Source organism: Butyrivibrio sp. NC3005, assembly GCF_000424545.1.
Taxonomy (GTDB): domain Bacteria; phylum Bacillota; class Clostridia; order Lachnospirales; family Lachnospiraceae; genus Butyrivibrio.
Genome location: NZ_AUKC01000012.1, coordinates 58861 through 85319, shown reverse-complemented (window position 1 = coordinate 85319; position 26459 = coordinate 58861). Strand labels below are relative to the sequence as shown.

Sequence of the window (26459 nt, the reverse complement as noted above, 5' to 3'; positions counted from 1 at the left end):
AAAACCTCCTAGATTAGCGTAAGGTTAGATATGCAAGTTTAGTCGTCCTGTACTGGGATTATAAAGAATAAAAAGAATTAAACATACGAAAATAAAGTAAAAGATTATTAAATCTCTTACATAAGTCATTCGTACAGCCAATTCCTCGTGGCCTGGTCTCCCATGTACAGCGACTGGCAGGTTTCCCGACTTATCGATTTTGCAAATACTTGCAGCGCTTCTATCCCCTTCCCGGACTTCTCCAGTGGTTATCGATAAAAACTCTCGAAATACGGTGACGAGATCGTGCGGGATTCACACCCGCTTCCCTTTTCACCTGCACAGCGACTTTCTTCGCCTGCAGACACCCTCCGCTTTATTTAATTTCATGCTACATTTTAATAAGCTCGCCTTCTAAAATGTAGCACTTGATACTATATAACAAAACAATGTTTTTAGGCAAGGTAAAAATTTTGTTAATTAATCTTATCTTAATATTTTATCGTACAAATTTGACAAATCATTAGTTTTCTTGTTTTTACCATTTTGTCGAACAAAAAAGCTATCGCTTGAATTAATGTCATATCAATCAACGCGATAGCTTTTTGTTTTATTAAATATTTTTACATTCCTATTTTTTCAATAAAGCATTTTAAAGTGTACCCCCATGTCCCCATCCTTACATCGTGTTACTTATCCACTAATATTCTCTCCCACAAATCAAAATTCACCATTCGGCAAGGTACACAATTCAGAATCCTCAATAATGTCCTTGTTTTCCATAAATCCCCCTGTCATAGCGTGAATATCTTTTACTACAACACATTATATCAAAGTCCTGAGCTTTATTTACCCTCAAGTCTGCGCTTGGCATCAGGATTATTACTGATTATTTCAGAAAGCTTGGAACATGATGTCATTTCAGTGCAGTCTCCGCAAGTAACAACCTTCCTGCCCAATGCACATTGCCTGATCTTACACAAAAACTGGCAAAAAGGCGTCTTCACTCCTGTAAGCCTGCAGCCTACGCAATTTATCATATCCTGGGTTATCTCTACACCATTTAGCTTAGACTATGAAATATTTATCAAGGGATTCCATGAACCAGTTTACGTCGTAAAAGCAGATTTCATTAATTGGCTCTTTCTCGAATTCAGATGGAACCTCAAGGTCATTATGAAGTTTGTATTTATCAGCAACGTAACTATTGATGATCGAATAGTCATTGTGAAGCTTTTCAACATTTCCAGGTGTATGTGAATTCCAGTGATGAATATCATAGACAAAATGTCTGTAACAGGCATCCTGCACAAGATGAAGATAATAACCAAGATACAGGTCATCTTCCTTCCTAAGATCTCCAAATTTAAATCTGAAAAACTCAAAGTAATAACCTTTTTTGTTATAACCCCAAAGTCCTGTCTTGATGTGTCCGGCCTGCTTCTGACCGGCATCGGGAAGGACTGCTCCAAACTTAAGGCGATTTATATCCTTAAAAGTGTACTTCTTTATAAGTTCATTAGTTACCGCAAGATGCATTATACTTGATGCCATAGTTCCTCAAAAATCCTCCTTGGTACACGATATACTTTTCCTCTAATTCTCTGATCTTGTAACCTACGTCCTCAGGGTGATGTGCATCTGAAGATGTAATAATTTTTACATTATGTCTTTTAAGCGCTTTTATAAGTTCTTTATCCATGCCAAGGGGTGATGTATCCGGGCATCTTCTCTGAGTTCCGCTATTCTGGTCAGCGTACATGTTGCTGTCTGAAAGGGCTAATGCGAGCCTTTCATAATAATCTGTCAGGTCATAGGATGGTCTATGACCGAATAGTTTTATTGAATCGGGATGGCCAAGGCCATCGAAAACTTTGCTCCTCGCAAGTTCTATTGAGTCTTCAAAGAAGGTTTTATAGGTCTTATCTACATCGATTCCTTCCCATAACTGTGCTGTGTGGTCAAAGGCGAAGTTATCGACAAAATGGATGCTGCCTAGTAAAAAGTCAAAGCCTTTATCCTTGGTAAGTTCTGTAACCAGATCCACAGAATCCTTGAAAAAGCATACTTCAAGTCCAAATTTGATTTTTACAGGATACTCTCTTTCTCTTACTTTCTCAATAAGTTCCAGATACTCACTGTAATTCTTTTTGCCAGCTTTTCTTTGAAACCAGTCATTAACAAAATCACTACTAGCGCACACAGTATCATACATGGGTGCAAACTCCTTAAACATGTAGTTATGTTCGAGAAGCCTTATCTCATCAAGCTCCATTTCTACAGCTTTATCAACAAACTTCTGTATCCATTCAAGTGTGTAATCACCGTACTCTATATGAATGTGTCCGTCTATCATTTTTGACCTCCAATGTTGTCTTTTGGGAAATCCGTAATCTTCATAAATTCCAACATACAACTCTAAATATCCTTCCTGTGATCTTTATTTATGCATTTCCAAAATACATCGCTGGTATTTTCGTTCAAACCGTTTGATGTCAAAAAAAGTGTTCTCATTGACTATAAATTCCTCCTTCTTTCAAAAGCGTATATTTTTGAAATTTGAATTTGTGTGATTAACTTCTAATATGCTGATATAACTCTTCACATCAATGGTGCTAAAACTCGCAGGAAGTTATCAATGAGATTGTGTACCAGTTTTCTGTTGATATCCTCAAGACTCCTTTCCCTGCATTCTTCTAACGTATTGAGATAGTCAGTCTTCAGCTCTTTTACTATATCGGCCTTGTAGAAGACAGAGCTGCATTCGAAGTGGAGGAAAAGACTTCTGTAATCAAGGTTCACCGTTCCAATTCCAGCAAGCTTATCATCTGAAACAAAGGCTTTGGCATGAACGAATCCGGGAGTGTACTCATAAATCTTTACGCCAGCTTTAAGCAGATCCTCATAGTAACTCCTAGATAACCTGTAGACCAGCTTCTTATCAGGAATACCCGGCATGATGATCCGCACATCAAGACCTCTACGAGCCGCTCTGATAAAGGCATCAAAGAGCGCATCGCCAAGCATGAGGTAAGGAGTATAGAACCAGACATAGTCCTTTGCCGTCGAAAGTACTTCTGTAAAAAGAATGTTGCTGGTATGCTCATCTCGCATCGGTGAATCATAGTACGGAAGAATGTACCCATTGTCCCGGCATAATGGAACATCAAGAGCTGCCACCTTCTTAAGCTCCTCGTCAGAAATCTTATCGCGAGCAAATGCATTCCAGAACTCAGTAAACATATAGGTGTAACAAGCCACCACTTTTCCAGTCACACGGAATCCTATGTCCTTCCACCTTCCCAACACCTGCTTCTCATTGATGTACTCATCCGCAAGATTCACTCCACCACTGTAGGCAACCTTTCCATCAATTACCATTATTTTCCTGTGATCCCTGTTATTAAGCTGGGATTTGATCAGGAAGAACGGGTTAAAAGGAACACATTTAATGCCTAATTTAGATAACTCCTTTATGTCTTTTACCGAGTAGGTAGCGATACTTCCCAGGTCATCATACATAACCCTTACATCAACACCTTCCTGTACTCTTTCAGCAAGAATCTCAGTGATCGTACCCCAAAACTTACCGTTCTGAATGATGAAGTATTCTATGAAGATGAAGTTCTCAGCTTTCTTCAGATCCTCGCACATGTCAGCAAACATATATTCACCAAAGGGATAGAACTTCGATGAATCATTCTGCAGAACAGGAAAGCCTGTAGATTCAGTGATAAACGACAGCGTCTGCGAAAGCCTTACGTCTTCCTTTTCGATTTCATCTAAATTCCCAGTGTTTCGCAGCTGTTCACCATCATATAATCCTTTAAGCTCCGAAGCAGTTTTTTGAAGATTTCTCCTAAGGGCCCTGCCTGTGGTTTTATTCCCCAGTGTGAAGTACAGCATTGCTCCAAGAACCGGAAGCGCAACTATTACGAGCACCCACAACAGTTTATATGAACTCTCATCTCTCCGTGCAATCAGCCTCGCCACAAAGAAAACCGCAAGCACGGTGAAGATACCATTGATAATCTCTCCAAAGTGGCCCTTTGTAACTTTGTTCAACAAACCCAGTGTCAGATAGAACCAGAATACCTGAAGCGCCAGTGCCGGTATGACGATTATGATCCTGCCGATTATCTTTTTCATAAGGATGCTCCTCGATTAAGAATTATTAAATTTTTGTTCGCTTACACGTACTATGCAAATTTTCCGTCCATAGAATCAATAACAGTATCAAGCGTTTTCTTGGAATGATTAAACTTGAATTTGTGCGATTAACTTCGTATTATCGACTATTCCATATGAGCTATATTGTCTTGCGTTCCCTCAATATATCTAAGATCAGCCTGTTCTACATAGTTTTGTTCATATTCTAAATATTTATCTTCGGTAATGGGAGTCTTTTCCCCATCCGATGAAAGCCAAAAGAAATCTGATTTTGTTGAATCTTCTTTATTTTGTATAGCAAAAAACTGCTCAACTACCTTAAGCTCTGTGCTATTCGCAGGCAGGTAGTAAATGGTATTGCCATAATCAGTAGCTGTCCCAGAACTCTCTACCTTCAATAAATTATCCTGACAAATAGTGCATATCCCGTTTCTATAACCTAAACTGCCTAAAAGTTCGATGGTTTTTCCATCATGCCATGTAAAAATCTGGTATATCACTCCACTATCGAATTCTTCTGTGGCTCTACAAATAAATAGCTCCGGAATTTCATTACCATCAAGATCCTTTAACATGAAAGCAAATGGACCAAATTGATTATAAAATTCCATTTCAATTATTGTGAATACTAGCGCCTATAACTGCTTTTATTTTGCATCTTGTCATTTTATCATTACCCATCCGTTCTTTGTTCCCTAAGCATATCATCGATTCACCTAGAATATAATTTCTTAAACAAATTGCGATTTTTCTTTCTAAGTTATCCTGGAATCTAATCTGCGACATGAATCACTACTACAGATTATGATGTTCTGATTTTTTCCTCAATTTCATTAAATTCATCATAGCTAATTTGCCCAGAAAAAGTTTCATAAGATTTCATTAGCATCTGCGCCATAATATCATCTGATAAGTCCTGAAATACATTATCACTTTCGTTATAAATAACTCCAAAAGAAACCTCTTGTTGGTCATAGCTTTTATATAATTCATCTTCAGCATTTTCAAATTGCTCTTTAATAATAGTAGCGCCAGTGTTATCGGTATAAGAAAAAACAAGTTCATCGCTGTCTTCGCCTTTGGGCTGATATTCTTCAGCTGCAATCTTGTCGTAATGTATTACTCCATCTTCAAGATAAAGGGCACATTTTATATTACCTCCCCATAAAGCTCCTGACTGTTTTTATCTTTAATTATGCTCTCCACATAACGCATAGTATAAGCTTTTTCATCTACTTTACCATTTAAAATACAACATGCAGGATCTTTATATTTCTCAAATCCACAGTTTAAATGGAACTGCAAAGAGACTTCGTTGCTTTTATTTACCGTATCTGTTATCTCAAAAGAGCCTTCTTTTCTGAGTTTTTCAAATAATAGCTCCATTAGTTTTCTTGCATAACCTTTTCTTCTATGAGCCGGTGCAGTTTCAAGAGCCTCTGCGAAAAAAGTATTGTCTTTACCTTCTACCGGGAAAAGTCGAATAGCAGAAAGCCATTCTCCGTTATCTTCAAGAGCATAATATCGGTTACCTTGCTTATTGTAAAAATCAGTCTTCAAATAATCATAAAACTTCTGCTCCACAAGACGACGTCCCTTATCCAGATCAGTCTCTTCAGGATAAAAAAATGATACATTATCCTCATTGCTTTCACGATAAACATCCATCAATTTTGGAAAATCTATTGATTCTAATGTATAAAACTCCAGTAATTTCATTTAAACTCTCCAAATAATATATTTCATTATGCAAATTTTCCGCCCATAGAATCAGTCACAGCATCAAGCGTTTTCTTAGAAGGACTAAACTTCCCGTTTTTACCATTACTCATAATTTTAATTTACTATTCCGTCAGCATTCCATTTTAGAACTGTTTCGTATCCCAGTTTTTTATACCAGTTTTCAATATGGGTATAATGTATCCACGAAATGTCATATTTTTCTTTTTTTAGTATATTAGTAGCTCTTCTGACCATCTCGAGTCCAATACCCTTCTTGCGATACTTTGGAATGGTTCCTACGCACCCTGGTCCACCAACTTTAAGATTTTCATGTGTTCCAAAATCACTTAATATACAGAATGCAGCTATCTCATCCTGATAAAAGGCACAAAAAACTCTGCTCCATTCCCCAAAATACTGCACCCAGTCCGCGTCAACTTCATGTACAGCCTGCTTAAGTTTGCTGATATCACCTTTATATTCTCCAAAAGTAATACTCTCGGGGCAATGCGGCACTACTTCGCACGGCGAATCATTGCGCAGATTCATTATCAATTCCGAAAACACCCAATCTTTTGGCATCCCTTTAATCCCTGGGGAATCAAAAAATTCAGGATGTATATTATTAAACAAATTTATATAATTCATATAGTCTCCATGGCCGACAAACTTGAAGTTGGTGATATTTTGAAAAACAGAATTATTTTCTATGGTGTTTTTACACAATTGTCAAATTGCTCCAGTTTTTTCTCCAGGCCGGCAAAATATAACAGTCCCTAACTTTATCTTTTTGAAAGATTCCTTTTCCCGCATTATCTTTATCACAGGAATGGCAGATAAAACCAATCAGTTTATCTCCTGCCCATATGCGGTCAAACTGAAGGCTTTCTTCTTTCTCTGTCTGTGCCAGCATTTCATTTACAGCTTGTTCTGCTGATTCATAACTCACGTTCTTCTGGTATTCCTGTGAATACATTTTCCATAATGGGTAGAGCTGGGTTTTACACATCTCATTATTTTTTGATGGTAAAATCGATACAAAGTAACAGAAATACATTGTTTCTTTCGGGTCAAAAATAAAGTCTCCGAATTCTGATTTCTGGTGTGAATCGACAAAACCAAATTTTTCATGCAATTTAAGTGAGGCTATATTCTCAGGATGTATAGATGCCATTACACAATATGCTTTGTCATACTGTTTCACGAGCTCAAAGGCTGTTCCATACATTCTTGTTGCAATTTGTCTTTTTCTGTATTCTGCCTTAGTATGTACATCGCTAAAATACCACGATCCGGCATTTTCGGGATGTCTGAAGACATGCATAAATCCAATAAGCTCTTCATCTGCGTATACAAGAATTGCATACCATTTTACAGCATAGCTTTTTTCAAAATCCATGGTGATTGTTTTATAAGAATTTTCCGGCAGATTATCCAGCGAATCCACTATTATCATTTTCTGTTCCATATTTTCTCCATAAACTCCGATTGAACAAAATCGCTGCGCGATGGCCTGCCAGGGCTGTGGCGCAGCGATTTTGTTCAACTTGATTTTATCTTAATGTTTAGTTTCTATCTACCTTATATAAGACATCATATTCTTCTTCGCCTGGTTCTTCCCAAAGAGATTCTAGCTTTCCCATAAGACCTTCATCTAAGTAAAAATCCGATCCTCCATTTCCTTCTTGAACTCTTTTATTTCTTTCAGAAATATTTAGCTTCCAGGTTGCATCATCAACACATACATAATGAATCTCACAATCAATCCCTAATTTTTTATAATAATCTCTGACTTCTTGTCTTTCTGTTTTTGACCATAAGCCTCTTTCAAAAACTACGTTAGCTCGTGCTTGTGCAATTTCTCCAACTTTTTTGGTTAAATACTTAATTAACCTTTTTGAAAAAATATCATAGAATTCCCCTTGCTCATTATCTAGCAAATCATAGGTTGCTTCATCAGGAGATATAATTACAGCATTTAATTCATCTCTTAATTTTCTTGAATAATAGCTCTTACCACTGCATATTTTTCCACAAAGCAATATTACTTTTCCCATAGTATCCTTCCTATTGATATATCTATTCTTTATCTGCATAATTCATGCTGGGATCTGCTCTTCTTTTTTGCATAACAAAGAAAAATCGTCTCCCCATCTTAAGGAAGATGTCAGAGCCTTGATCAAGCCGGAATCGTATCTTTTTATGCTGGTTATTTTATAGTCACTCTTAAATAATACTTTTAGTATAGATTTAAAACTAATATTTTCGCCTGTTCCAAAACCTGATTTTTTAAACAAACCGGAATTAAAACGTTTTTACTCCTGCGCATATGATGCTTTTTTTATTTTACCCGCAGTAGTAATAAACTTCTTTGGGTTTATTTCTTCTCCAAACGATTTGTCCATGATAGTTGCTATCATTTTGGCAATATCTTCAACCGAATCCTTCTCTGTAATCATTTCAGACAGTTGTTTCGAGTAACTATCAAATTCGTCATTTGGTGCATGACAGGCAAGCAGCTCCCAATAATCGTATTCATCGATATATTTCTTTATAATCTCAAATTTATTTATATTTTGCACTTTCAACCCCAAATTTGTTTATTTGCAGAAGAGTTATTTCAAAAATCTTTGATACGCATCTATATACTCTTGTCTGATTTCTATTGCATGCGAATCATTTTCAAGCATATTAAAAGCTTCTTTTATTCTTGTTATGAAATATTCATGCCAATCTTGATGATTCTTCCAAAAATCATTATCAATCTGTGTCACATCATATAGAAGTTCCCCTTGTGCATATAGGCCATGAGCCAAGGAATCATCATCATGAAGTTCTTCTCTTATCATGAACCCGACTTTCCAACCTTCACTTGAATTATTTGTAAGAGTATCCGGGTTCTTTATACAGTTTTTCTTTCTCAGGTGCAATCTTTTTATCCCAGACTAATTCTTTCCAGTCCTCTTCAGCTATTTCTTTAATGGCTACCGAAACGCTTGATGTCTTGCAGCCAAGAGTTTCAGCTATTACATCAGCTATTTTCTCGGCACAGGCTTTCTTCTGTTCATCACTCCTACCAGGAAAGCAGTTTATCTCTACGTGTGGCATGGGAGCCTCCTTTACAACTTGAATTTGTATGATTATTTTCCGATTTTACAATTTAACAAAAAGCGAACTTATTTGTGGTCTGATTGATACTCCATTCCATCTATAGTTTGGTAATCCAATATCATCTGGTGTTACTGATAAATAATCACCATCCATGCCACATACAGTTATCTCGTTGTCACTAATTTCTATGTATGCACTCATTGCCTGTTTATATTGAAGTATGCCGTTCAAATAAGAATACCTTTCCTGCAATTCTCTTGAACTTGCAATCTGAGTTCCTAACCATGCATAATTTGCTGAATTAATCGTCATGTATGGTATTCCATCTACAATAGAATAATCATCTCCGTGGTCATGACCGTTCAAACAAAGTAGCACCTGCTTTTTAACAAATTTCTTACGAATCTCTTCGCGATTATAAATTCCTCTTTTAGTAAAATCATTTATAAAGCTATGATGCGAAAAGATGATACTCTTCATACCATCTTTTAGTTCCTCTTGTAACCATCGTATTTCTTCCGACGGAATAATAGGGTATACGGTGCCTTCACATTTAAAATTTTTGTTATAAAATATTTCTTCTTTCCCATCTTTGCCTAAATAGCATGTATTCAAAAATATCAGTTTATATCCGTTACATATTACAGAATAGTACGGATTATTAATCGCATAAAAGTCTAATATTTCACTAAGTATACACTTGTCGGTTTCATGATTTCCTATGACATTATAAAAAGGTATTCCCAAAGACTTAAATCGCTCCAATACTCTCTGATTTTCTTTTATTGGAGTGCATAAGTCTCCCAATGAAACAATAAAATCCAAGTCTCGCTTTTGAGCATCTGCTAATATTTCCTCTATTCGATTGTCTCCATCGGTTACTTCATCATAGTGTAAATCACTAAAAACAAGAAATCGAATCATGTAATTATTCTCTCCAAACTCCTATAGTAAATAAAACTGGAATATAACATTATGCATGTGTAATTGTCTGCATCATGTATTCTTCGTTGCTACTATCTTCGAAAAATTTACCTTTTACAAAGAAAGTAGTATCTTCCTCATGAAGTTCGCTTTTCTCAAATCCATGTGTATCTTTTGGTGTAAAACAAAGAACCACTTTCTTCACTTTGGAGCCAAAAGCTGCGATAACATCATCCACAGCACCATCTCCTATAATGGCATGAAGAATTAATGTATCATCCTCTATTTCCGCAATAGCGTAGCAGTTACAATCAGCAATATAGAATAAATTCTCCGTCATAAACTGCGACAAATAAAACATATATAATCCAGTATTATCAACCATATACAACTGAGCATTCTGACTAGTTTTATCCAATACCTCGACAATCCTGTCAAAATCACTTTTATCCTTCAGAGGAACCATCTCAGCTTTGCATTCGTTAGATGTTGACAACTCTTTTGTATACTGATATTCCTTTGCTTCTTTAAATCCAAATTTCGGATAAAACTCAAGCACAGAGTCATTTGCGAAGAGATAAATACCATCAACCTTACCCTCGTAATCTTTCATAATCTCTTCCATCAAAGTTCTGGAATATCCTTTTCCTCTGTGGTCAATGTCTGTCATAATTGTTCCGAGCTGGATCAACTTTACAATTTCGCCTTTATAATTCATGTTGCAGGAGTTGACCGAAACATTAGACACAACCTCTCCATCTATCACGATCGAATAAGGATTGTAGTTATCCTGCCAAAACCCATTCTGATACCAGTTCTCAAAGTTAAGTCCAAAGGTCTTTTCAGCTAATCTATTGAATGATGCTCTGAGAGCCTCGTTTTTCCGGTAATTCTTTTTTATACAAAAACTCATATTATTTCTAGCTTCCTTAATTATCAAACGCCTCATAGTGCATTTTACTGAAATATAATTTACCTCTACAAATCTCGATTTATCATTCTATTTATCTCTTGTCCATCATCACCCATTGATCCATTCTAGGACCCGCATCACACTATGTTCACTCTCACCAGCAACTGCTTGTCATAGTATATCGGGCGGTCGGAGCTTACACCGATAAAGTCCTTGCCGAACATGTCAAAGACTGTTGAGGCAATCTTGAATTCAGGTAAACGGCCCAAGACTTTCTCGCCGTTGAAAAGAAGAGAGTTCTGAATCAGCATGGTGTACTCCCCCTTTTCATTAAAACCGCTGGAAGTAAAGTCCACCGGCACCACGCACAGGCGCCCATCAAGGAGTTCTTTAACGGTCTTCCCGCTCCTCGCGATCCTTAAGTTCAGTCCTCCCGCTCCCGGAATATCAGAAAAACTATCATAAGCAGGTCCGGTGTGGGGGATGTTATATTCCCTCGCAGTCTTTTTGTCGGCATACCCGGTCTTCAGAACGCCGTTCTCAACAAGTACCAGTTTGTCATTTTCAAATACGCATCCGTCACCATCCCAGAAAGTATTGAACCAGGCTTCCTCATCCGTAGCATCATGGATCAGTGTAAAGTCATCGGAAAAAAGCTTCTCTCCGATTTTTCCGGTAAGAAGGGAAGTTCCCCTGGCCAGTTCCTCGCCGTTTAAGTGTTGCGAGAAGAAACTGACAAGCCCGTAATAGGTCACATCCAGGATAACTTCCTCAGGAATCTTATTCATAACCTCGTACTGACCAAAGTAATCATCCGCTACCTGGCGGAATACATTCTCATCAAAATCACGCATATTAAATTCAAAATATCCGTCATCTATGTTCTTGCTGTCGCAATGCTTAAAAGAGCCGCTTATACCAACCGCATAATCCTGTGAACGATAATCCATTCCGAGATCATTAACGGTCCTCCTGTCATACTCGGTCCCCGTGAACCTGATCTTGCAGCGGAATTTCGGATAGGTCTCATTTAAGTACTTAATGCAGTTCTCCGCTTTGCTCTGAAGCTCCCTGTCCGTTAATACACGTTCTCTCTTGTCCCGTGCTCTTGTTCCGGTCTCCAATTCGAATGGATAAGGACGTTCACGCTCGAGATTCTTCCTGGCCTTAGCATAACCTTCTTCGTCACTTACCTTGCCTATGTGATAGTAAATACCTGTGATTCCGTCTCTGTAGATTTTATGAGAGGATTCGAAATTACTCTCTCTTCCGAATGAAACGAGTTTTCCTTCATCAAATTCAAACGTGCTCTTATTTTGCGACCATGTGTCTTTTGCTCTGTGCATATGTTAACCTCAATCTTCAGCTTATGGATAGTTTTTTAACGCGAATGCTGGGCCCGCCTGCAGACACGCGTATGCCCTGACCGTTCTTACCGCAACTGTAGGTGTCAAACAGTTCATAATCATCACCAACGGCATCCACATCAAAAAGAGTACGGAACACGTTGCCCGTCAGCATGTGCACGCGGACAGGCTCACATACTTTTCCGTCCCTGATACGGAAACAAAGTGTAGGGTTAATGACAAAAGTAGAGTTACCCGTACCGTTGGATACATCCCTCACATAGATTCCGTCTTTTATGCCTGCAATCATATCCTCAAACTTATCCGTTCCCGGTTCCATATATGTATTTGTCATACGAACAATGGGCTGTTTGTGGTAATCCTGTGCCCTGGAATTTCCGGTCTTCTGCTCACCCATTGTAACGGCAGACTTAGAATCATGCAGTCTTCCTATGAGCACACCGTCCTTCATGAGATAAGTCTTGCATGCCTTCGTGCCCTCGTCGTCATAAGGCGCATAACCATGATTTAAGAGCTGACCATCATCACAGATGGAAATCTTTTCGGAGCCCACCTTCTTTCCGATTACCCACTCTTTAGCCAGAGCCTTATCTGTCAGCATAAAATCCGCCTCGCTCTTATGTCCGAAGCTCTCGTGAGTAAACATCGCCGTTACCATGGGAGCAAGCACGCACTCATACTCACCAGGGTCAATGTCCTTTGCATTCTTAGCATAGTCCAGATACAGCTCCTTTTTCTCCAGCACTTTTTCCTCAAGACCAATAAGTTCCGGCAGCGTCATCTTCACGGCATAATAATTTCCGTAGGAAGTTACACCATCCACAGTAAAACCGTAATTAAAGCCGAAGTAGCAGCTCTGCATATCCCACGCGACATCCGTCCCCTTGCTGGTTATCAGATGCTTTTTTTCATGTTCACCGCCGATATAGCATTCCCTGAAAGTGATATCCTTATCCTCGGGATCTGAGCATTTTTCCACGTAATCGTCAAGGATTTCCTTCCACCTGCTTCTGGGTACATTGCGAATATCCGATTCCTTATCGAAGTTCATGATTACATCTTGGTTAACTTCAAACGCTTTCACTACTTCATTTTCGTAAATGTCCGGATCAGGCGTAGCGATCTTAGTAAGTGAATCCAGCTGACTTTGGATATCCTCAAGTGTGTTAGTTGTTGCCGTATACCACATGTTCCCGTCAAACACACGCACCATGGCCCCGACTTCGGTGTACTCACCGTCATTTTCAATCTTCCCGTTCCGGATTGTAAGCCATATCCTGTAACGCTCTTCAATGCGAACTTCAGAATACAGATCCTTCGGAAATATAAAATTATAGTCCATACTTTTTGTCCGTCCCCTTTTTAAATCTCAAACACTTTTCCATCTTTCCATAAATGCCGGCTGATTTTTATCATCTTCAAACTCTTCGGATGACTTGCGAATAAGCCTAGTGCCAACAGGACTGTCAATATGATTTATGACAGTAGGATCTATCCCCGCGATTGAATAGACCTTGCATAGCTCGACATTCTCTACATTATTGATATATTCATCGTCCTCATCCCCTGCAAAGAACTGCCAGCCGCTGTCTTCATCATCATGAAGTTCTTCTCATCGTTATAGAACACCATGAAAGTCGGCAGATGATTATTTACAAACCAGTCGAATTCCGTACCGTTCTTACCATTCATATAGTAGACTTTGCCATTTTCTTCTAGAGCATCAGATGAAACTTCCGGAAGTTTTTCTTTTATGACGTTTTCAATTATTATCTGGATGTCATTAATTATTCTATGCATCTATTCTGTATCATTCCTTATCACTCTATTATTTGTATAAAAAATATCAAAAAGCAATATCTTTATAACCTACTTCTGTTACTTATCCACCACTATTCTCTTTTTTACAGCAAACTTCTCCCCCTCATAAACCCTTACAGGATTACCTCTCTGAATCTGTGCATGCTTACTCCAGGCTGCATTCTTCTGCTTATCTTTACTAGCTATATTAACACTTTTCAAGATTGCAGAGAGTTTTTTGATTGCATCCTGCTTGTTCATGAACTGGCTTCGTTCCCTGGTGGATGTAACGGTTATACCAGTAGGAAAGTGAGTTATTCTTACGCCTGATTCAGTTTTGTTGACATACTGGCCACCAGGGCCGCCGCTACGATAGCTTTCGATAGTAATATTATCGGGGCTGACTGTTTCGTCAACTTCATCTGTTTCCGGAATGATGCTAACGTCTACATACCAGTTTTTTCTCTTGTGACCGGGTCTGTATTTGCTCTTGCAGATCCACTCCATTGTTCCCTGTAAATGAGACAGATTATTGTCAGATGAAAAAATAATCGACGAGTATGAGTCTGGTACTTCTCCTTTATTACATGTAATCTGCTCTATATCAGGATATTCTTTTTTCAAGGCTCTATATATGCCGCCTACAGCCACTCTGCATTCGACGGGTCCTATACCTGAACTTATCTGCATTATCATCTCTCATTCCCTGCCACTCAAAATGTGTTTAAATATACTCAAACACATCGAGAAATTGAAGTCCTCACGGATACTTCTTACTGCTTCAACGTGTATGCTTTGGCGATTGCAAGCAATACGCTACTCACAAGTTCTTGTACACTCCACAGTCGTAAATTCCTGCGATAGCCCACAGTACATACTTACGTTTGCTTTAGTTATGCAATTTCGTAAGTTTTGGCATCTCTAAGATTTAGGCTTGCATTAAAATCTCTATCTTCAACATAACCGCAGTCACATCGATAAATTCTATCTGAAAGTTTTAAATCTTTCTTTATATTACCGCAGCAATGGCATATTTTTGATGATGGATACCATCTGTCTACAATCCTAAGTTCAATACCATTATCATCACATTTAGTCTTTAACTTAGTTCTAAATTCATAAAACTTCTGCGATGCAACAGCTTTTGAAAGATGCCTGTTCTTCATCATTCCCGACACATTCAAGTCCTCAATAGTTATATAAGACGGTTTGGTTTTCACTATCTCAGCTATTGTCTTATTGATGTAATTAGTACGGATATTGTCTATCTTATGATGAAGCTTCTGTACTTTAAGCTTTTGTTTTTGTATATTTTTCTGAGTGGACTCTCCCTTCTTAAAATTTTCATACTTGCGTGATAGACTCCTTTGTTCTCTACGCAGTTGTTTTTCAATTTTTCTTAATCTTGCTGACTTATTGATATTCTTATATGTTTTCCCATTTGAAACAATTGCCAAGTCTTTCAAGCCTAAGTCAATTCCTATACCGCTTTTGCTATTATTGGCAATCTTAACATTAGGAATTTCAACAAGGACTGATACGTAGTATCTGTCTGCTTTGATAGATACTGTACCGCTTTTGATTTTCCATCCGTCTTTAGTTGTAGGTATATAACCTTTTTCTTTAAGACGCACCCAACCTAAAGTCGGTATGTTTAGTCTATGTCTTTCGCAGCGACAATCCTTTGGATTGTTCTTTACAAAATACATTTTTACATCTGACTTGCCTTTCTTTTTGAAACTTGGAAAAGCACTTTGATGTTTGAAAAATCTTGTAAATGCAGTGTATCCATCTTCAATAGATTTCTTTACGGCTTTTGAATATGCTTCCTTAATCCATACTTTGTCAGGGTTATTAGGAATATATTCATTATTAAGCCATACACTAAAACTCTTGCCTGTTATAAACTTCTCACCCTTGTCATGTAAGCTTTTGTTATGACAAAGATAGAAGTTGTAGACATATCTACAAGTACCAATAGTTTTGTTAATCTTGATTTTCTGCTCGTCTGTCGGATTTATTTCCGTCTTGAAGCTCTTTAGCAATTTCCTCATCCTCCTTTATTTGTTTCTTATACTTACGAAGCCCATATAACCTACAGGAGAATACATGAAGAATCGAAACAATATCCTGCACAAGTTCATCTTGTGGTGATAGATCTTCATTGTTTACTACCACTATGGTCGTATTGAACTTCATACAGAATTTTTCAAACCAATCATAGCCAAAACGGATAAATCTGTCTTTATGTGTTACTATGATAGTTTTGATTTTTTGTTCCATGACTTCATCTAATAGTTCATTCCACTTTTTACGGTTGTAATTTAGACCACTTCCATAATCTTCAATACATTGGTCTACAATAATACCTCTAGCATTACAAAACTGCCGTAGAAAAGATACCTGATTATGTAAGTCATCTTTTTGATTTCTTGTAGACACTCTGGCATAAATAACAATCTGACGATTATCATTTTCTGTGTTTATACCTTTGAATTGAAGATATTGGTCATAAGTGTAATAACGTCTATCAGTTGGAGTTCGACTTGCTTTTAGAGTCCCCTCTCTATCCCAACGTTGTAAAGTTTTGACAGAGACACCTAACAATTCAGCAAAATCTTTTGGTTTGTAGTTAGTGATATTAGAAGTGTTCATGATAATGTCCTCCATGAGTATATTTAAACACTTTTAATCACCAATGTCAATATTTCAAATTACTTAATAAAACCTCCTTTGTAGTTATAGACAGGAGCAAGGACCTGCGTGATATCAACAGAATCTTTTACAGCCTCTTTAATATAGTCAAGTTTTCTGTAGGCAAAAGGAGCTTCGTCAAGGGTATCTTTACTAATGCAAGTGGAGTAAATTCCTTTCATCGCGCTTTTAAACTCTGACACCGTATGGGATTCAAGCACTTCTTTTCTTGAAGAAATCCTACCGGCTCCGTGAGGGGCTGAGTAGTTCCAGTCTTTATTGCCTTTTCCCTTGCCAAGAATGACGCCATCTTTCATGTTGATGGGGATGATGACGTCTTCGTTTTCTTTGGCTGATATGGCGCCCTTTCTAAGAATCGCAGTACCATCGCTAAGATCAATATAATTATGGATGCAGCTCTTTTCTTCTATTGGCTTCCATTTCATGGCTTTGCATATTTCTTTTATCATGATACGACGATTTAAATCTGCATATTCCGAAGCAAGCTGTACGTCGTGAAGGTATGCTTCTAAACTGTCGCCTGTAAGGAAGGCAAGTTCTATGGACATATCTTTGCCAATGTCTTTTAGATGCTGATGGGCAATCTTTGAATAATGTTCAGCTACTTCCTTGCCCAAATGCCTGCTTCCAGAGTGGACGATGAGGTAGCTGTCGCCGTTTTCATCTTCATCGATTTCAATGAAGTGATTGCCTCCACCAAGCGTTCCAAGACTAAGGAGCGCTTTTTCTTTTCTCACATGCTTTGCACAGATGAGCTTTTCAAAATCGAACTTGGTAGCCATGTCATGGGCGTTGTCCCTTATCTTGAAGCCTGCGGGGACTTTGTTTTTGATGACTGTGTCCAGTTTCTGGTATTCCTTCTTGATCCTGCCGAGCTTGGTCATAGTCATGCCGCAGCCGATGTCTATGCCGACAAGGGATGGGTTCACTGCATCTTTGATGGTCATTGTAAGTCCTATGGGGCCTACTTTGCCAGGGTGTACATCTGGCATGACGCAGATGGTGCTGCCTTTGGATGCTTCTTGATCAGCAATCATCTGAATCTGCGAAAGTGCGTACTGTTCAATGTTTTCGCCAGGTGTCTCTCCTATGCACATAATCCTAGCATTTGCGTATTTTCCATTTATTTGTATCAAAATAAAACCTCCATGAGTGTTTCGGACACGCCAAAAACACCTCTGATTAGCATTAGAGGTCATATTAGTTGTCTTAGTATTCTGACCGTCATATTTGGTCAACTTAAGATTAGTCTGAGTCAGATAGTTCTATATCCTGTACGTGGAAAAGCCGGCAGAACTGTCAGCCTATTAGACTACGGACAACCATGCCTCTAGTATATACAGCTTCGTAATTAGTATTCATGTTTGATGTCATAATTGTCCTCCTTTTCTGCTCGATAGCGAGCCGTTAAGCATTTTAGTTTACTGAATGATTGTAGCACTGGGACTAAGAGCGGTCAACACAAAAAAGTGCTTCACGGTTGTTGGAGTAGCTATGATACTTCTAGCGGGGGGAGCATGTAATCAAAAGATAATTATAAAAAAGGCGGAGAAAGCTTAGTTTGCTCTCTTCGCCGCCGAATCTTACAAATTCGCATTTTTCGTATAAATGGCAGTTCCTTGGTTCCTGAAGTTTGTTTTACCAATGTACAAATTTTCCTTTAATAATGCCTCGAACATTTTCATCTGCCAAAATGTCATATTTCTCAGGATGTCTGTACTTATCGCCCATGATATCACCACTTCTGTGCTTCCTGAGACTTTCAAGGTCAAGATCTGCAACATAAACACCTGCTTCTCCGGGAGCTTCAAACACGCACATATCACGTCCCCACGGTACTCCGTCAAAAAGAGTCGAGTGTCCGTTGCAATCAGGATGACCCTCAGGATAATTGCATGTTGCAACAGCCACCATATTTTCATATGCTCTTGTTCTTATAGCTGATAACCTGTTAATCTCCATAGGACAGGCATTCGGAGCCAGAATCAATTCAGCTCCCTTGAGCATCAGTATTCTCGCACTCTCCGGGAACTCTCTGTCAAAACAAATCATGGAACCAATCTTAACTGTCCCTCTTCCAAAATCAAGATCTGCCGTATAAAAATCTTCTCCACTAGAAAGCACCTTTTCAAGATCAAATGCACAGGTATGCACCTTCGAATAATGAAGTATCTCTTCCCCTTCTCTGTCAAAAAAGATAACCGAATTCAGAGGCTTTGGTTCGTGCTTTTCAAGAAAAGTTATGCCTATTGCCATCTGAAGCTTAGCTGCAAGCTTCCTAAAATCCTCTATAAATGCGCTATCCTTATCAATGGCAAGGTAATTTATCCTATCAGCATCCTGTGGAAGATAATACCCTTCACTCCACATCTCTGGGAAAAGAGCTATATCAGCACCTTTTTCTTTTGCCTCTATGCAAGCGTTCTTGCCTAACTCTATGTTTTCATCAAGATTATCTCCTGGAAAGATTTGTAAAAAAGCTATTCTTATATTCACATCTTTGTTCCTTTCGTAATAAACATTCCATATTTCCTAGGCAAATCCGTATTTCTCCCGATATTCTTTAAGAATGACAATAAAGTTTGTACTGAGGGCTAAATTAATATCTAGAGGTTTTACTCGAAAAAACATATTTCCACTAGTCCTCCAGGACTTCAATCATAGCCATATTTCTACATTCTAGCCTATGACGTTTTTTAGCACTCCAATTTTCTCAATTCTGTTTTTCACTGTACTGAAATAACTTTATAGCCTAATTCTTCTATCACTCTTATCAAAGTTTCATCCTCAACTTCTTTTTCATACTGCACAATAGCCTGCTTCTTTTTGAGATTTAGTTTTGCAGATACTCCGTCAATTCTATTGATGCCACGTTTTATGCGGTTTGTGCAATTTTCACAGTGCATTCCATCGATCTTGAACACTTTTGTTTTTATTACTGTTCCTGAAAGCTTTTTATCAGGCTCTTTAACAGATCCGCCGCCTCCTCCGCAGCATCCGCCTTCTCCTTTAAAGTGCCTTATTGAACTTTTCAGCATAACAATAAAAACAATAACAAGTATTGCAATAATAATAATATTTGACATCAGTTCCTTTCTGCTCAACTTTAAAAATCAAGCATATCTTTTCACATTTTTCAGGTGCTGTATGCATTTTAGCAAGCTTTATTGAGGATCCTTGATCTTATCAGGCACGATCCAGTAGTCGCAGATATCACCACCAGTGGCTAATGTATAATCTCTATGAAGTACGCCATGTGAAGCTTCGGTTAGTAGATAATCTATTTCACAACACACAGGTAGAACTTCTAGATAACCATTTTCTCTTGCAAACTTCTCTAATGGGCAACGTGTAAAATGATAATAACTACCATCTTTATGCTTAGTCTCATCAAAATTAAAATCCCAAGTCTTATCCTTATACTGCGGATGTGCATCTGCCCATGCCTGCATTGCATGGAATTTGTCTTTTGCTTTCTGCATGTCTTCTGGTCTGTTCAAGTCTGATCCACTCATGATTTTACTGACCATAGGACTCTTCATGAATCTCTTTATTACAGTCCCAAAGCTTTCAACATCGATAGCCCCATCGGCAGCATCCCATATTGCAAGAAATACAAAGCACATATAGATATTTTTAGCCATAGGATTATCAGATCCGATATCATCCACCTTTTCAAGCATTGTTCTATAAACTGCCTTTGAACCGTTAAGAGCTTTTCTGGTCACTTCTAAGCCGTACTGTTCTTTAAGGTATTTCTTAAGCATAAATGAAAATAATCTTAGATATGTTCCCTTGTATTTCATCATGGTCGTTCCCTCACCTGAACGTAATCTTTATGATCTGCATTTTTACCATGCTATCGCAGAACCTGAAATTCCTATTCCTTTTGGCAGTCAATTTTTATAATATGCTTTCAGGGCATAATCCTACCTATTTGCATTTACGATTCTCAAAACATTACAGTGCATCCTCTAACACTTTCTTTAATGTATCTGCAGATGCTTTAAGCTGCTCTTTTTCATTATCACTTAATCTGATTGGCACCAAACCTTCTACACCGTTTCTTCCGACAATAGCCGGCATACTAAGGGCAATGTCATCAACTCCATTTTCTCCATGCTGAATACTTGATATAGGAAGAATCGATTTCTCATCACGGATTATAGCTTCGCAGATACGCCTTACACTCATTGCAATGCCATAGTAAGTAGCACCTTTTTTCTCAATTATCTTATAGGCGCTGTTTTTCACGTTCTCTGCTATTTTTTTCATGGACTTTTCGTGCTCAAAATGCCCTCTCATCTCACAAAAATCGTGAATCGGAATACCTGATACATTTGCACTGCTCCAAGCTGCAATCTCGCTATCGCCATGTTCTCCTATAATGAAAGCATGTACTGAACGACTATCCACACTCAGGTGCTCACCAAGAAGATATTTGAATCTAGCAGTATCAAGTACTGTTCCTGAACCAAACACCCTGTTCTCAGGAAATCCACTGAGTTTTGCTGCAGTATAAGTAAGGATATCAACAGGATTGGCTACTATAAGAAGTATTCCTTCTGTATTATACTTTGCAATCTCAGGAATTATGGATTTAAAGATGCTTACATTCTTTTTTACAAGATCAAGTCTTGTTTCGCCAGGCTTTTGCCCTGCTCCTGCTGTAACGACTACAACTGCGGCATCTCCCGCGTCTTTGTAATCGCCTGCGTAAATCTGCATTGGCTTTGCAAATGGAAGCCCGTGACTTATATCCAAAGCTTCTCCTTCTGCCTTTTCTTTATTCACATCTATCAGCACCATCTCAGAAAAAAGACCGCTCTCCATAAGAGCAAACGCTGATGCTGAGCCAACAAATCCGCATCCTACCACTGCTACTTTTCTTTCATTTAATGTTGCCATGGAATACCTCCTTTAACTACTTTTAGTTCACATGATATTGTAATAACCATTCATGGAAGAAATTTCCCATCATGTCTTACCACTAAAATACAGCAAGTCTGCTATTTGCTATACTTCATGATACCACCTTTTGTTAGTTGGTGCTAACTTTTCTTGCAAAAATCTTTTCTCGTGCTTTTTCTTTTGACACAAAGAACTGCTTCAAGCTAATCATCTGCCATTTCCTGAAAAATGTTTTCAAATCTTCCTATGCAAAAAGGCGTCATAAGTAATTAACACTCATAACGCCTCTCATTCTAAAAGCTTCTTCAATTTTCTTCTATTGTCACGCTTTCATATCTAATCTCTTGCCTTATTCTCTTCCTTATCTTCATTCCCTTCAACCAATACAAATCTGTCATCCGGTTGTTTACATCTTGGGCATTGATCTATGTCTCTAATACTTCTGCCCTCTTTCTCTTCATCAAAAATGTACCCACAAGCCATACATCTGTATACCGCCATAAGCACCTCCTGATCAATAAATTTTCTCTATATCACCACTTATTCCGTACTCATTCATGAACTGAAACAGATCTTCAGAATCCCTGATAAGCATAACTTCTTCAAAAGATCCTGTATGAACATTCATAAATCCCGCAACCTGTTCTCCGTTACATATGCTTGCCCTGATTACAGGCTTCTTGTTTTCTTTATCGTAAGTTTTCTTTTCAGCTTTTTTCTTAAAAAGCATCAGTCACCTCCAAGGATTTCCAACATATCCTGCGGATTCTCTGCGGCTTTGACTTTATCCATAGCCTTAACGATAATGCCCTTTTCATCAATCAGATATGTCGTTCTCACTACGCCCATAGCCACTTTGCCATAGTTCTTCTTCTCTTTCCAGACATCGTAGGCTTTGATAACTTCAAGCTCTGTATCTGACAAAAGAGTAAATGGAAGTCCGTACTTTTCCTCAAACTTCTTGTGAGATGCTACGGAATCCTTGCTAACACCAAGTACAACGGCACTTTTTTCGCGGAACTGAGGATAGAGATCAGCAAAGCTGCATGCCTGTTTGGTACAACCAGAAGTATTGTCTTTGGGATAAAAATATAAAACAACCTTCTGACCCTCATACTCTGATAATGAATGCATCGTTCCGTTCTGATCCGGCAGTTTAAAATCAGGTGCCTTTATTCCTACTTCCAGCATAATGGACCCTCCTTGTGATATTCTCATTAACTACTGCAACAAAAGAATTCATCAAAATGGCACGGAATCTGGATTGCTTGATAAGCCCACACAACCGGTAAGTCCTTCAATCAACCGAACATCAGACTCTTCTAGTTCAAAATCAAATACTTTAAGGTTCTCTTCTATTCTTGACGGTGTAACAGACTTGGGCAATGGCAGATAGCCTCTCTGCAGACTCCAGCGTATGCAAATCTGAGCTATACTTCTGTCATACTTTTGGGAAAGTTCCTTCATTTGCGGTACATCAAAAATCTTGCCTGTTCCAAGAGGAGAGTATGCTTCAAGAATCATCCCCTGTGCTCTACTATAATCAACAATTTCATCCTGAGTCTCACCAGGACATAGTCTTATCTGATTAACCATTGGCTTTATCTTGGCAGTCTCAAGAAGTGCATCGATATGATGAGGCCTGAAATTGCTGATGCCTATTGCTCGAATTCTTCCTTCCTCGTAAAGTTCCTCCATAGCCTTCCAGCTTTCTGCATTTGCTTTCTGCCAGTGATCCCTGAAAGCAGCAGGATTAGGCCAGTGAATAAGAAAAAGATCAACATAATCCGTTCCAAGTTTCTTAAGCGATTCTTCAAAAGAGCTCATTGTCAGATCATAACTGTGATTGCTGTTCCAAAGTTTCGTGGTGATAAACAAGTCTTTTCTGTCTACCCCAGTTTCTTCTATGGCAATTCTTACGCAGTCCTCATTCCCATAGGCCTGTGCGGTATCGATATGCGTATATCCAGCCCGAATTGCACTCTTTACTGCATTTACCCCAGTTTCATCATCCGGTGTTTGCCACATTCCAAAACCGATACAGGGTATCTCCACTCCATTAGCCAGTTTGTAAACATCGTTCTGATTCGTCATAAATTTACCTCCTCGCATATGCCATACATATTCTTTTGATAGAATTCTCGGATTTCTTCTTTTTCCATTTTACCCCCAACTCCTAATGCTCCAATTCTTTATTAAACTGTTTTAAATTATTTCTGACAAGTGCTGCAACTGCCGCATTGTCAGGCACTGTCATTTCTCTTTATCTATGTTTGGCCATATACATTCCTCAATAGTTGAAATATTTTAGTCATATAGAACATTTCTGTTCAACAGTGTTCATAGATTTTACTTCAAAGAAAAGTATTATTGAAAATACCACCTCAGTCAGCACGAAAGCTCCTGCCAAAACTGTTGATGTAAGGATATGTCCAACTACAAGAGCCATAATTGGAAGAAATATAGCAACTACTCTATATGCTATTGATCTGTATAGCCACGAATACGGTAATAGATGTGCTCCAAAAACCATGCCATATACCATAACCATTTTTTCAGGTACCGCATTGAATACCCACATGACAATCAGAATATAGAGAAACTGATTCAAGGTAAATAGGAATCCCAAATTACCCAGAGGATTCTTTTTAGAAAACAAGTCCACCTTTATGATTTTACTAATCAATATGGATAACGGCATCAATGGACATGAACAGCAAAACACAAGTAAATTTTTAGTCTGTATCGGCAGCTCAAGACACGTCACTATCAATATTAGTGTCCATATAATTACTGATGCAATAATGAAAGGTAGTCCTTTCTTTTGTTCTTTTGCAATGTCGTTTCTTAATTCATTAATATTCATGCACTATTTTTCCCCCTCAAGGTGATTATTGTCATACAGTTTTCTATTTCCAAAAATGGTGTCTTCTTCACTATTATCATTTAATACTGCATAAGCAAAGACTTTTCCCTGTTCATTGTATGTCTCACAAAGAATCGGCATACCACTATTATATACTTTTACGCTTGTGAAAAAAACTGAATATTTCTACATTTTTATCAATAATTATCATGGCTGACGTTCTAAATCTCTATCTTGTATGTGCTTATTCAATCTAGTATGATGCAATTCTAGGGGCTAGTGAAAATAAATAATTTGTACACTAGAAAGGACTATAAAAAGTACTATGAAAAAAAGTTTTTAACACTAATGCTTTAGAGCACATTGGCATTAAATCTCACCGCATGTGGAAGTGTATCTGATAATCTTGTTGAAAAAAGTGAAGATTATGATGAGGACAGTGACAAATTCGTCCTTATGTACAATGGAGACGAACTTATAAAGCACTAATTGTATTTATTGTTATAAGTGCAATACTTAAAAAAACAGCCCGAAATCATTGTTTCGAACTGTTTTTGTATTTATCATATTCAAAAGCCAGCTTCATCATTTGAAGCACTCAACAAGTCTTCGAACATTGTGCTTCCCTCCCATTTACTTTTTTAACAATTTTACTATTTTTTTAACATAAAATGCAAAAAAGTCAGTTAGAAGCTTTAAAATTATATATTGGCTTCATCACATCTATGATGTCCACAGACTCCTTGATTACATCAATTATGTCATCAAGTGACTTATATGCCATTGGCGCTTCGTCAATTGTAGCCTCACAGACAGATGATGTGTAGATTCCTTTCATAGCCTCCTTATACTCTTCCATAGAAAGATTGGTCTTGGCAGCAGTTCTGGACATTAGTCTTCCTGCACCGTGGGGCGCTGAGTAGTTCCACTCAGGATTGCCCTTGCCAATAGCAAGAACAGATCCATCTCTCATATTGATAGGGATAAGTACTTTCTCACCTTTATGTGCAGCAATAGAACCCTTTCTGAGAATCATTTCCTCAGTATCAATGTAGTTATGAATCGTGTGAAAAGACTCTCCAGCTGCAAGACCTGTTTTGGTCAAAAGAATCTCTGACATCTTCTCGCGGTTTCGCTTGGCAAATCTCTGACATATCTCAACATCGTGAAGATAGTCCTCAAGATATTTTCCTGACAAATAGCAAAGATCTTCAGGCATAGTCGTTGATTCCTCATGGTACTTCTTGTTATAAAGTTCCTTAAGTGCGGCCTGAATTTCCTTACGTCTTCCCTGCTCCTTATAAGTCTTTATAAGCTCATCTCTAGCTTCAAGATACTCTCCGATTCCCTTATTTAGGTCTACAGCAAGGGACTGGTAGATTTCAGCCACCTGCTTGCCAAGATTTCTAGAACCTGAATGGATGATGAGGTACTGCGTGCCATCACCTGCTCTATCTACTTCGATGAAGTGATTGCCTCCTCCAAGAGTGCCAAGAGATCTTTCCAGTCTTTTAGTGTCATTAAGCTGACGATAGCATTTAAGTTCTGTAAGATCAAACTTTTCTATTCTTCCCTCCCATACTTCGCGGCCGCATGGAATTGTGAAAGCTGCCATATCAAGCTTTTCAAGATCTATCTTCTGCTTGCCAAGATTAACAGTATACATTCCGCATCCAATATCAACACCTACCACATTTGGGACTGCCTTGTCTATAATCGTCATTGTAGTTCCTATTGTGCATCCCTTTCCAGCATGAACATCAGGCATGATTCTTATCTTTGAACCTTGTGTCATAGGGTAGTCACACATTCTTCTTATCTGCTCTATTGCCTCGTCCTCTACTACCTTGGCGTAGCAAAGAGCTGTATTCACTTTTCCTTTTATTTCTATAGTATTCATAATTATCCCTCTTATTAGTTTTTATTTCGTTGACGTATCACAGCTTTATAAAATGTCTATTGCAAGCCCATACTCTGCCAG

33 protein-coding genes and 1 riboswitch are annotated in these 26459 nt (G+C 38.2%); of the genes, 1 reads left to right on the top strand and 32 read right to left on the bottom strand.

Annotation, left to right across the window (positions count from 1 at the left end):
• Positions 1 to 158 precede the first annotated feature (158 nt).
• Positions 159 to 366: riboswitch (cobalamin riboswitch) on the bottom strand.
• Between the two features lie 458 nt (positions 367 to 824).
• The 31 genes from G634_RS17930 to G634_RS0103940 form a co-directional block, all read right to left on the bottom strand.
• Positions 825 to 1031, bottom strand: coding sequence for a DUF3795 domain-containing protein (locus G634_RS17930; RefSeq protein WP_256379358.1), 207 nt, complete (start codon positions 1029 to 1031; stop codon positions 825 to 827).
• 16 nt (positions 1032 to 1047) lie between these two features.
• Entirely contained in the window at positions 1048 to 1533 is a 486-nt protein-coding gene (locus tag G634_RS0104100) for a zinc dependent phospholipase C family protein (RefSeq protein ID WP_026504218.1), read from the bottom strand.
• On the bottom strand, positions 1499 to 2335 hold the full coding sequence (locus tag G634_RS17925) for a PHP domain-containing protein (protein ID WP_051233672.1): 837 nt from the start codon (positions 2333 to 2335) through the stop codon (positions 1499 to 1501). Before G634_RS17925 ends, G634_RS0104100 begins: the two co-directional genes overlap by 35 nt.
• 245 nt (positions 2336 to 2580) lie before the next feature.
• The gene (gene cls / locus G634_RS0104085; protein WP_026504217.1) at positions 2581 to 4128 is read right to left on the bottom strand and encodes a cardiolipin synthase; all 1548 of its coding nucleotides are present in this window, start codon (positions 4126 to 4128) and stop codon (positions 2581 to 2583) included.
• Between the two features lie 146 nt (positions 4129 to 4274).
• A complete protein-coding gene (locus tag G634_RS0104080; protein ID WP_026504216.1) occupies positions 4275 to 4760 on the bottom strand; it encodes a hypothetical protein in 486 nt (161 codons plus the stop codon).
• Positions 4761 to 5298: 538 nt separating this feature from the next.
• On the bottom strand, positions 5299 to 5868 hold the full coding sequence (locus G634_RS0104075; protein WP_026504215.1) for a GNAT family N-acetyltransferase: 570 nt from the start codon (positions 5866 to 5868) through the stop codon (positions 5299 to 5301).
• Positions 5869 to 5985: 117 nt separating this feature from the next.
• On the bottom strand, positions 5986 to 6519 hold the full coding sequence (locus G634_RS0104070; protein ID WP_026504214.1) for a GNAT family N-acetyltransferase: 534 nt from the start codon (positions 6517 to 6519) through the stop codon (positions 5986 to 5988).
• A 70-nt stretch (positions 6520 to 6589) separates the two neighbouring features.
• A complete protein-coding gene (locus G634_RS0104065; RefSeq protein ID WP_026504213.1) occupies positions 6590 to 7339 on the bottom strand; it encodes a GNAT family N-acetyltransferase in 750 nt (249 codons plus the stop codon).
• Positions 7340 to 7436: 97 nt separating this feature from the next.
• Entirely contained in the window at positions 7437 to 7928 is a 492-nt protein-coding gene (locus G634_RS0104060; protein ID WP_026504212.1) for an AAA family ATPase, read from the bottom strand.
• Between the two features lie 258 nt (positions 7929 to 8186).
• Positions 8187 to 8453 (bottom strand): hypothetical protein, encoded by a 267-nt coding sequence (locus tag G634_RS0104055; RefSeq protein ID WP_026504211.1) that lies wholly within the window; start codon positions 8451 to 8453, stop codon positions 8187 to 8189.
• A 33-nt stretch (positions 8454 to 8486) separates the two neighbouring features.
• Positions 8487 to 8720: a hypothetical protein gene (locus G634_RS0104050; protein ID WP_026504210.1), complete on the bottom strand. Its 234-nt coding sequence runs from the start codon at positions 8718 to 8720 to the stop codon at positions 8487 to 8489.
• A gap of 28 nt (positions 8721 to 8748) precedes the next feature.
• Positions 8749 to 8979: a tautomerase PptA gene (pptA, locus tag G634_RS0104045; RefSeq protein WP_026504209.1), complete on the bottom strand. Its 231-nt coding sequence runs from the start codon at positions 8977 to 8979 to the stop codon at positions 8749 to 8751.
• A 45-nt stretch (positions 8980 to 9024) separates the two neighbouring features.
• Positions 9025 to 9906, bottom strand: a complete 882-nt coding sequence (locus G634_RS0104040) for a metallophosphoesterase family protein (RefSeq protein ID WP_026504208.1) — start codon at positions 9904 to 9906, stop codon at positions 9025 to 9027.
• Positions 9907 to 9955: 49 nt separating this feature from the next.
• On the bottom strand, positions 9956 to 10819 hold the full coding sequence (locus G634_RS0104035; protein WP_035798856.1) for a GNAT family N-acetyltransferase: 864 nt from the start codon (positions 10817 to 10819) through the stop codon (positions 9956 to 9958).
• Positions 10820 to 10956: 137 nt separating this feature from the next.
• Positions 10957 to 12165, bottom strand: a complete 1209-nt coding sequence (locus G634_RS0104030; RefSeq protein ID WP_026504206.1) for a metallopeptidase TldD-related protein — start codon at positions 12163 to 12165, stop codon at positions 10957 to 10959.
• A 16-nt stretch (positions 12166 to 12181) separates the two neighbouring features.
• Positions 12182 to 13528: a TldD/PmbA family protein gene (locus G634_RS0104025; RefSeq protein ID WP_026504205.1), complete on the bottom strand. Its 1347-nt coding sequence runs from the start codon at positions 13526 to 13528 to the stop codon at positions 12182 to 12184.
• Between the two features lie 27 nt (positions 13529 to 13555).
• Complete coding sequence (locus G634_RS22075; protein WP_442855630.1) at positions 13556 to 13732, bottom strand: hypothetical protein; 177 nt, start codon at positions 13730 to 13732, stop codon at positions 13556 to 13558.
• Positions 13720 to 13986 carry a hypothetical protein gene (locus G634_RS0104020; protein ID WP_026504204.1) on the bottom strand — a complete coding sequence of 89 codons (267 nt, stop codon included), beginning with the start codon at positions 13984 to 13986 and terminating at the stop codon, positions 13720 to 13722. The genes G634_RS22075 and G634_RS0104020 overlap by 13 nt, the downstream gene beginning before the upstream one ends.
• 78 nt (positions 13987 to 14064) lie before the next feature.
• The gene (prfH, locus tag G634_RS0104015) at positions 14065 to 14682 is read right to left on the bottom strand and encodes a peptide chain release factor H (protein WP_026504203.1); all 618 of its coding nucleotides are present in this window, start codon (positions 14680 to 14682) and stop codon (positions 14065 to 14067) included.
• Between the two features lie 197 nt (positions 14683 to 14879).
• Positions 14880 to 16040, bottom strand: a complete 1161-nt coding sequence (locus G634_RS0104010; RefSeq protein WP_035798819.1) for an RNA-guided endonuclease InsQ/TnpB family protein — start codon at positions 16038 to 16040, stop codon at positions 14880 to 14882.
• A complete protein-coding gene (locus tag G634_RS0104005) occupies positions 15973 to 16626 on the bottom strand; it encodes an IS607 family transposase (RefSeq protein ID WP_196805284.1) in 654 nt (217 codons plus the stop codon). Before G634_RS0104005 ends, G634_RS0104010 begins: the two co-directional genes overlap by 68 nt.
• 74 nt (positions 16627 to 16700) lie before the next feature.
• Positions 16701 to 17798, bottom strand: coding sequence for an RtcB family protein (locus G634_RS0104000; protein ID WP_196805283.1), 1098 nt, complete (start codon positions 17796 to 17798; stop codon positions 16701 to 16703).
• A 541-nt stretch (positions 17799 to 18339) separates the two neighbouring features.
• Positions 18340 to 19197, bottom strand: coding sequence for a carbon-nitrogen hydrolase family protein (locus G634_RS17920; RefSeq protein ID WP_051233669.1), 858 nt, complete (start codon positions 19195 to 19197; stop codon positions 18340 to 18342).
• A 230-nt stretch (positions 19198 to 19427) separates the two neighbouring features.
• On the bottom strand, positions 19428 to 19787 hold the full coding sequence (locus G634_RS0103980; protein WP_026504199.1) for a heavy-metal-associated domain-containing protein: 360 nt from the start codon (positions 19785 to 19787) through the stop codon (positions 19428 to 19430).
• Between the two features lie 78 nt (positions 19788 to 19865).
• A complete protein-coding gene (locus tag G634_RS0103975) occupies positions 19866 to 20510 on the bottom strand; it encodes an L-2-amino-thiazoline-4-carboxylic acid hydrolase (protein ID WP_330364753.1) in 645 nt (214 codons plus the stop codon).
• 151 nt (positions 20511 to 20661) lie between these two features.
• Positions 20662 to 21609 (bottom strand): L-lactate dehydrogenase, encoded by a 948-nt coding sequence (locus tag G634_RS0103970; RefSeq protein WP_026504197.1) that lies wholly within the window; start codon positions 21607 to 21609, stop codon positions 20662 to 20664.
• A gap of 339 nt (positions 21610 to 21948) precedes the next feature.
• On the bottom strand, positions 21949 to 22113 hold the full coding sequence (locus G634_RS21105) for a hypothetical protein (protein ID WP_155830504.1): 165 nt from the start codon (positions 22111 to 22113) through the stop codon (positions 21949 to 21951).
• Between the two features lie 13 nt (positions 22114 to 22126).
• Positions 22127 to 22345 carry a hypothetical protein gene (locus tag G634_RS0103960; protein WP_026504196.1) on the bottom strand — a complete coding sequence of 73 codons (219 nt, stop codon included), beginning with the start codon at positions 22343 to 22345 and terminating at the stop codon, positions 22127 to 22129.
• On the bottom strand, positions 22342 to 22803 hold the full coding sequence (gene bcp, locus G634_RS0103955) for a thioredoxin-dependent thiol peroxidase (RefSeq protein WP_026504195.1): 462 nt from the start codon (positions 22801 to 22803) through the stop codon (positions 22342 to 22344). The genes G634_RS0103960 and bcp overlap by 4 nt, the downstream gene beginning before the upstream one ends.
• 51 nt (positions 22804 to 22854) lie before the next feature.
• The gene (locus G634_RS0103950; protein ID WP_026504194.1) at positions 22855 to 23706 is read right to left on the bottom strand and encodes an aldo/keto reductase; all 852 of its coding nucleotides are present in this window, start codon (positions 23704 to 23706) and stop codon (positions 22855 to 22857) included.
• A 217-nt stretch (positions 23707 to 23923) separates the two neighbouring features.
• Entirely contained in the window at positions 23924 to 24478 is a 555-nt protein-coding gene (locus G634_RS0103940; RefSeq protein ID WP_035798817.1) for a DUF7010 family protein, read from the bottom strand.
• Between the two features lie 363 nt (positions 24479 to 24841).
• On the opposite strand from G634_RS0103940, the gene G634_RS21750 reads away from it, so the two are divergent.
• On the top strand, positions 24842 to 24967 hold the full coding sequence (locus G634_RS21750; protein WP_256379357.1) for a hypothetical protein: 126 nt from the start codon (positions 24842 to 24844) through the stop codon (positions 24965 to 24967).
• A 193-nt stretch (positions 24968 to 25160) separates the two neighbouring features.
• On the opposite strand, the gene G634_RS0103930 is transcribed toward G634_RS21750, so the two are convergent.
• Positions 25161 to 26378: an RNA-splicing ligase RtcB gene (locus G634_RS0103930; protein WP_026504192.1), complete on the bottom strand. Its 1218-nt coding sequence runs from the start codon at positions 26376 to 26378 to the stop codon at positions 25161 to 25163.
• Positions 26379 to 26459: the final 81 nt, after the last annotated feature.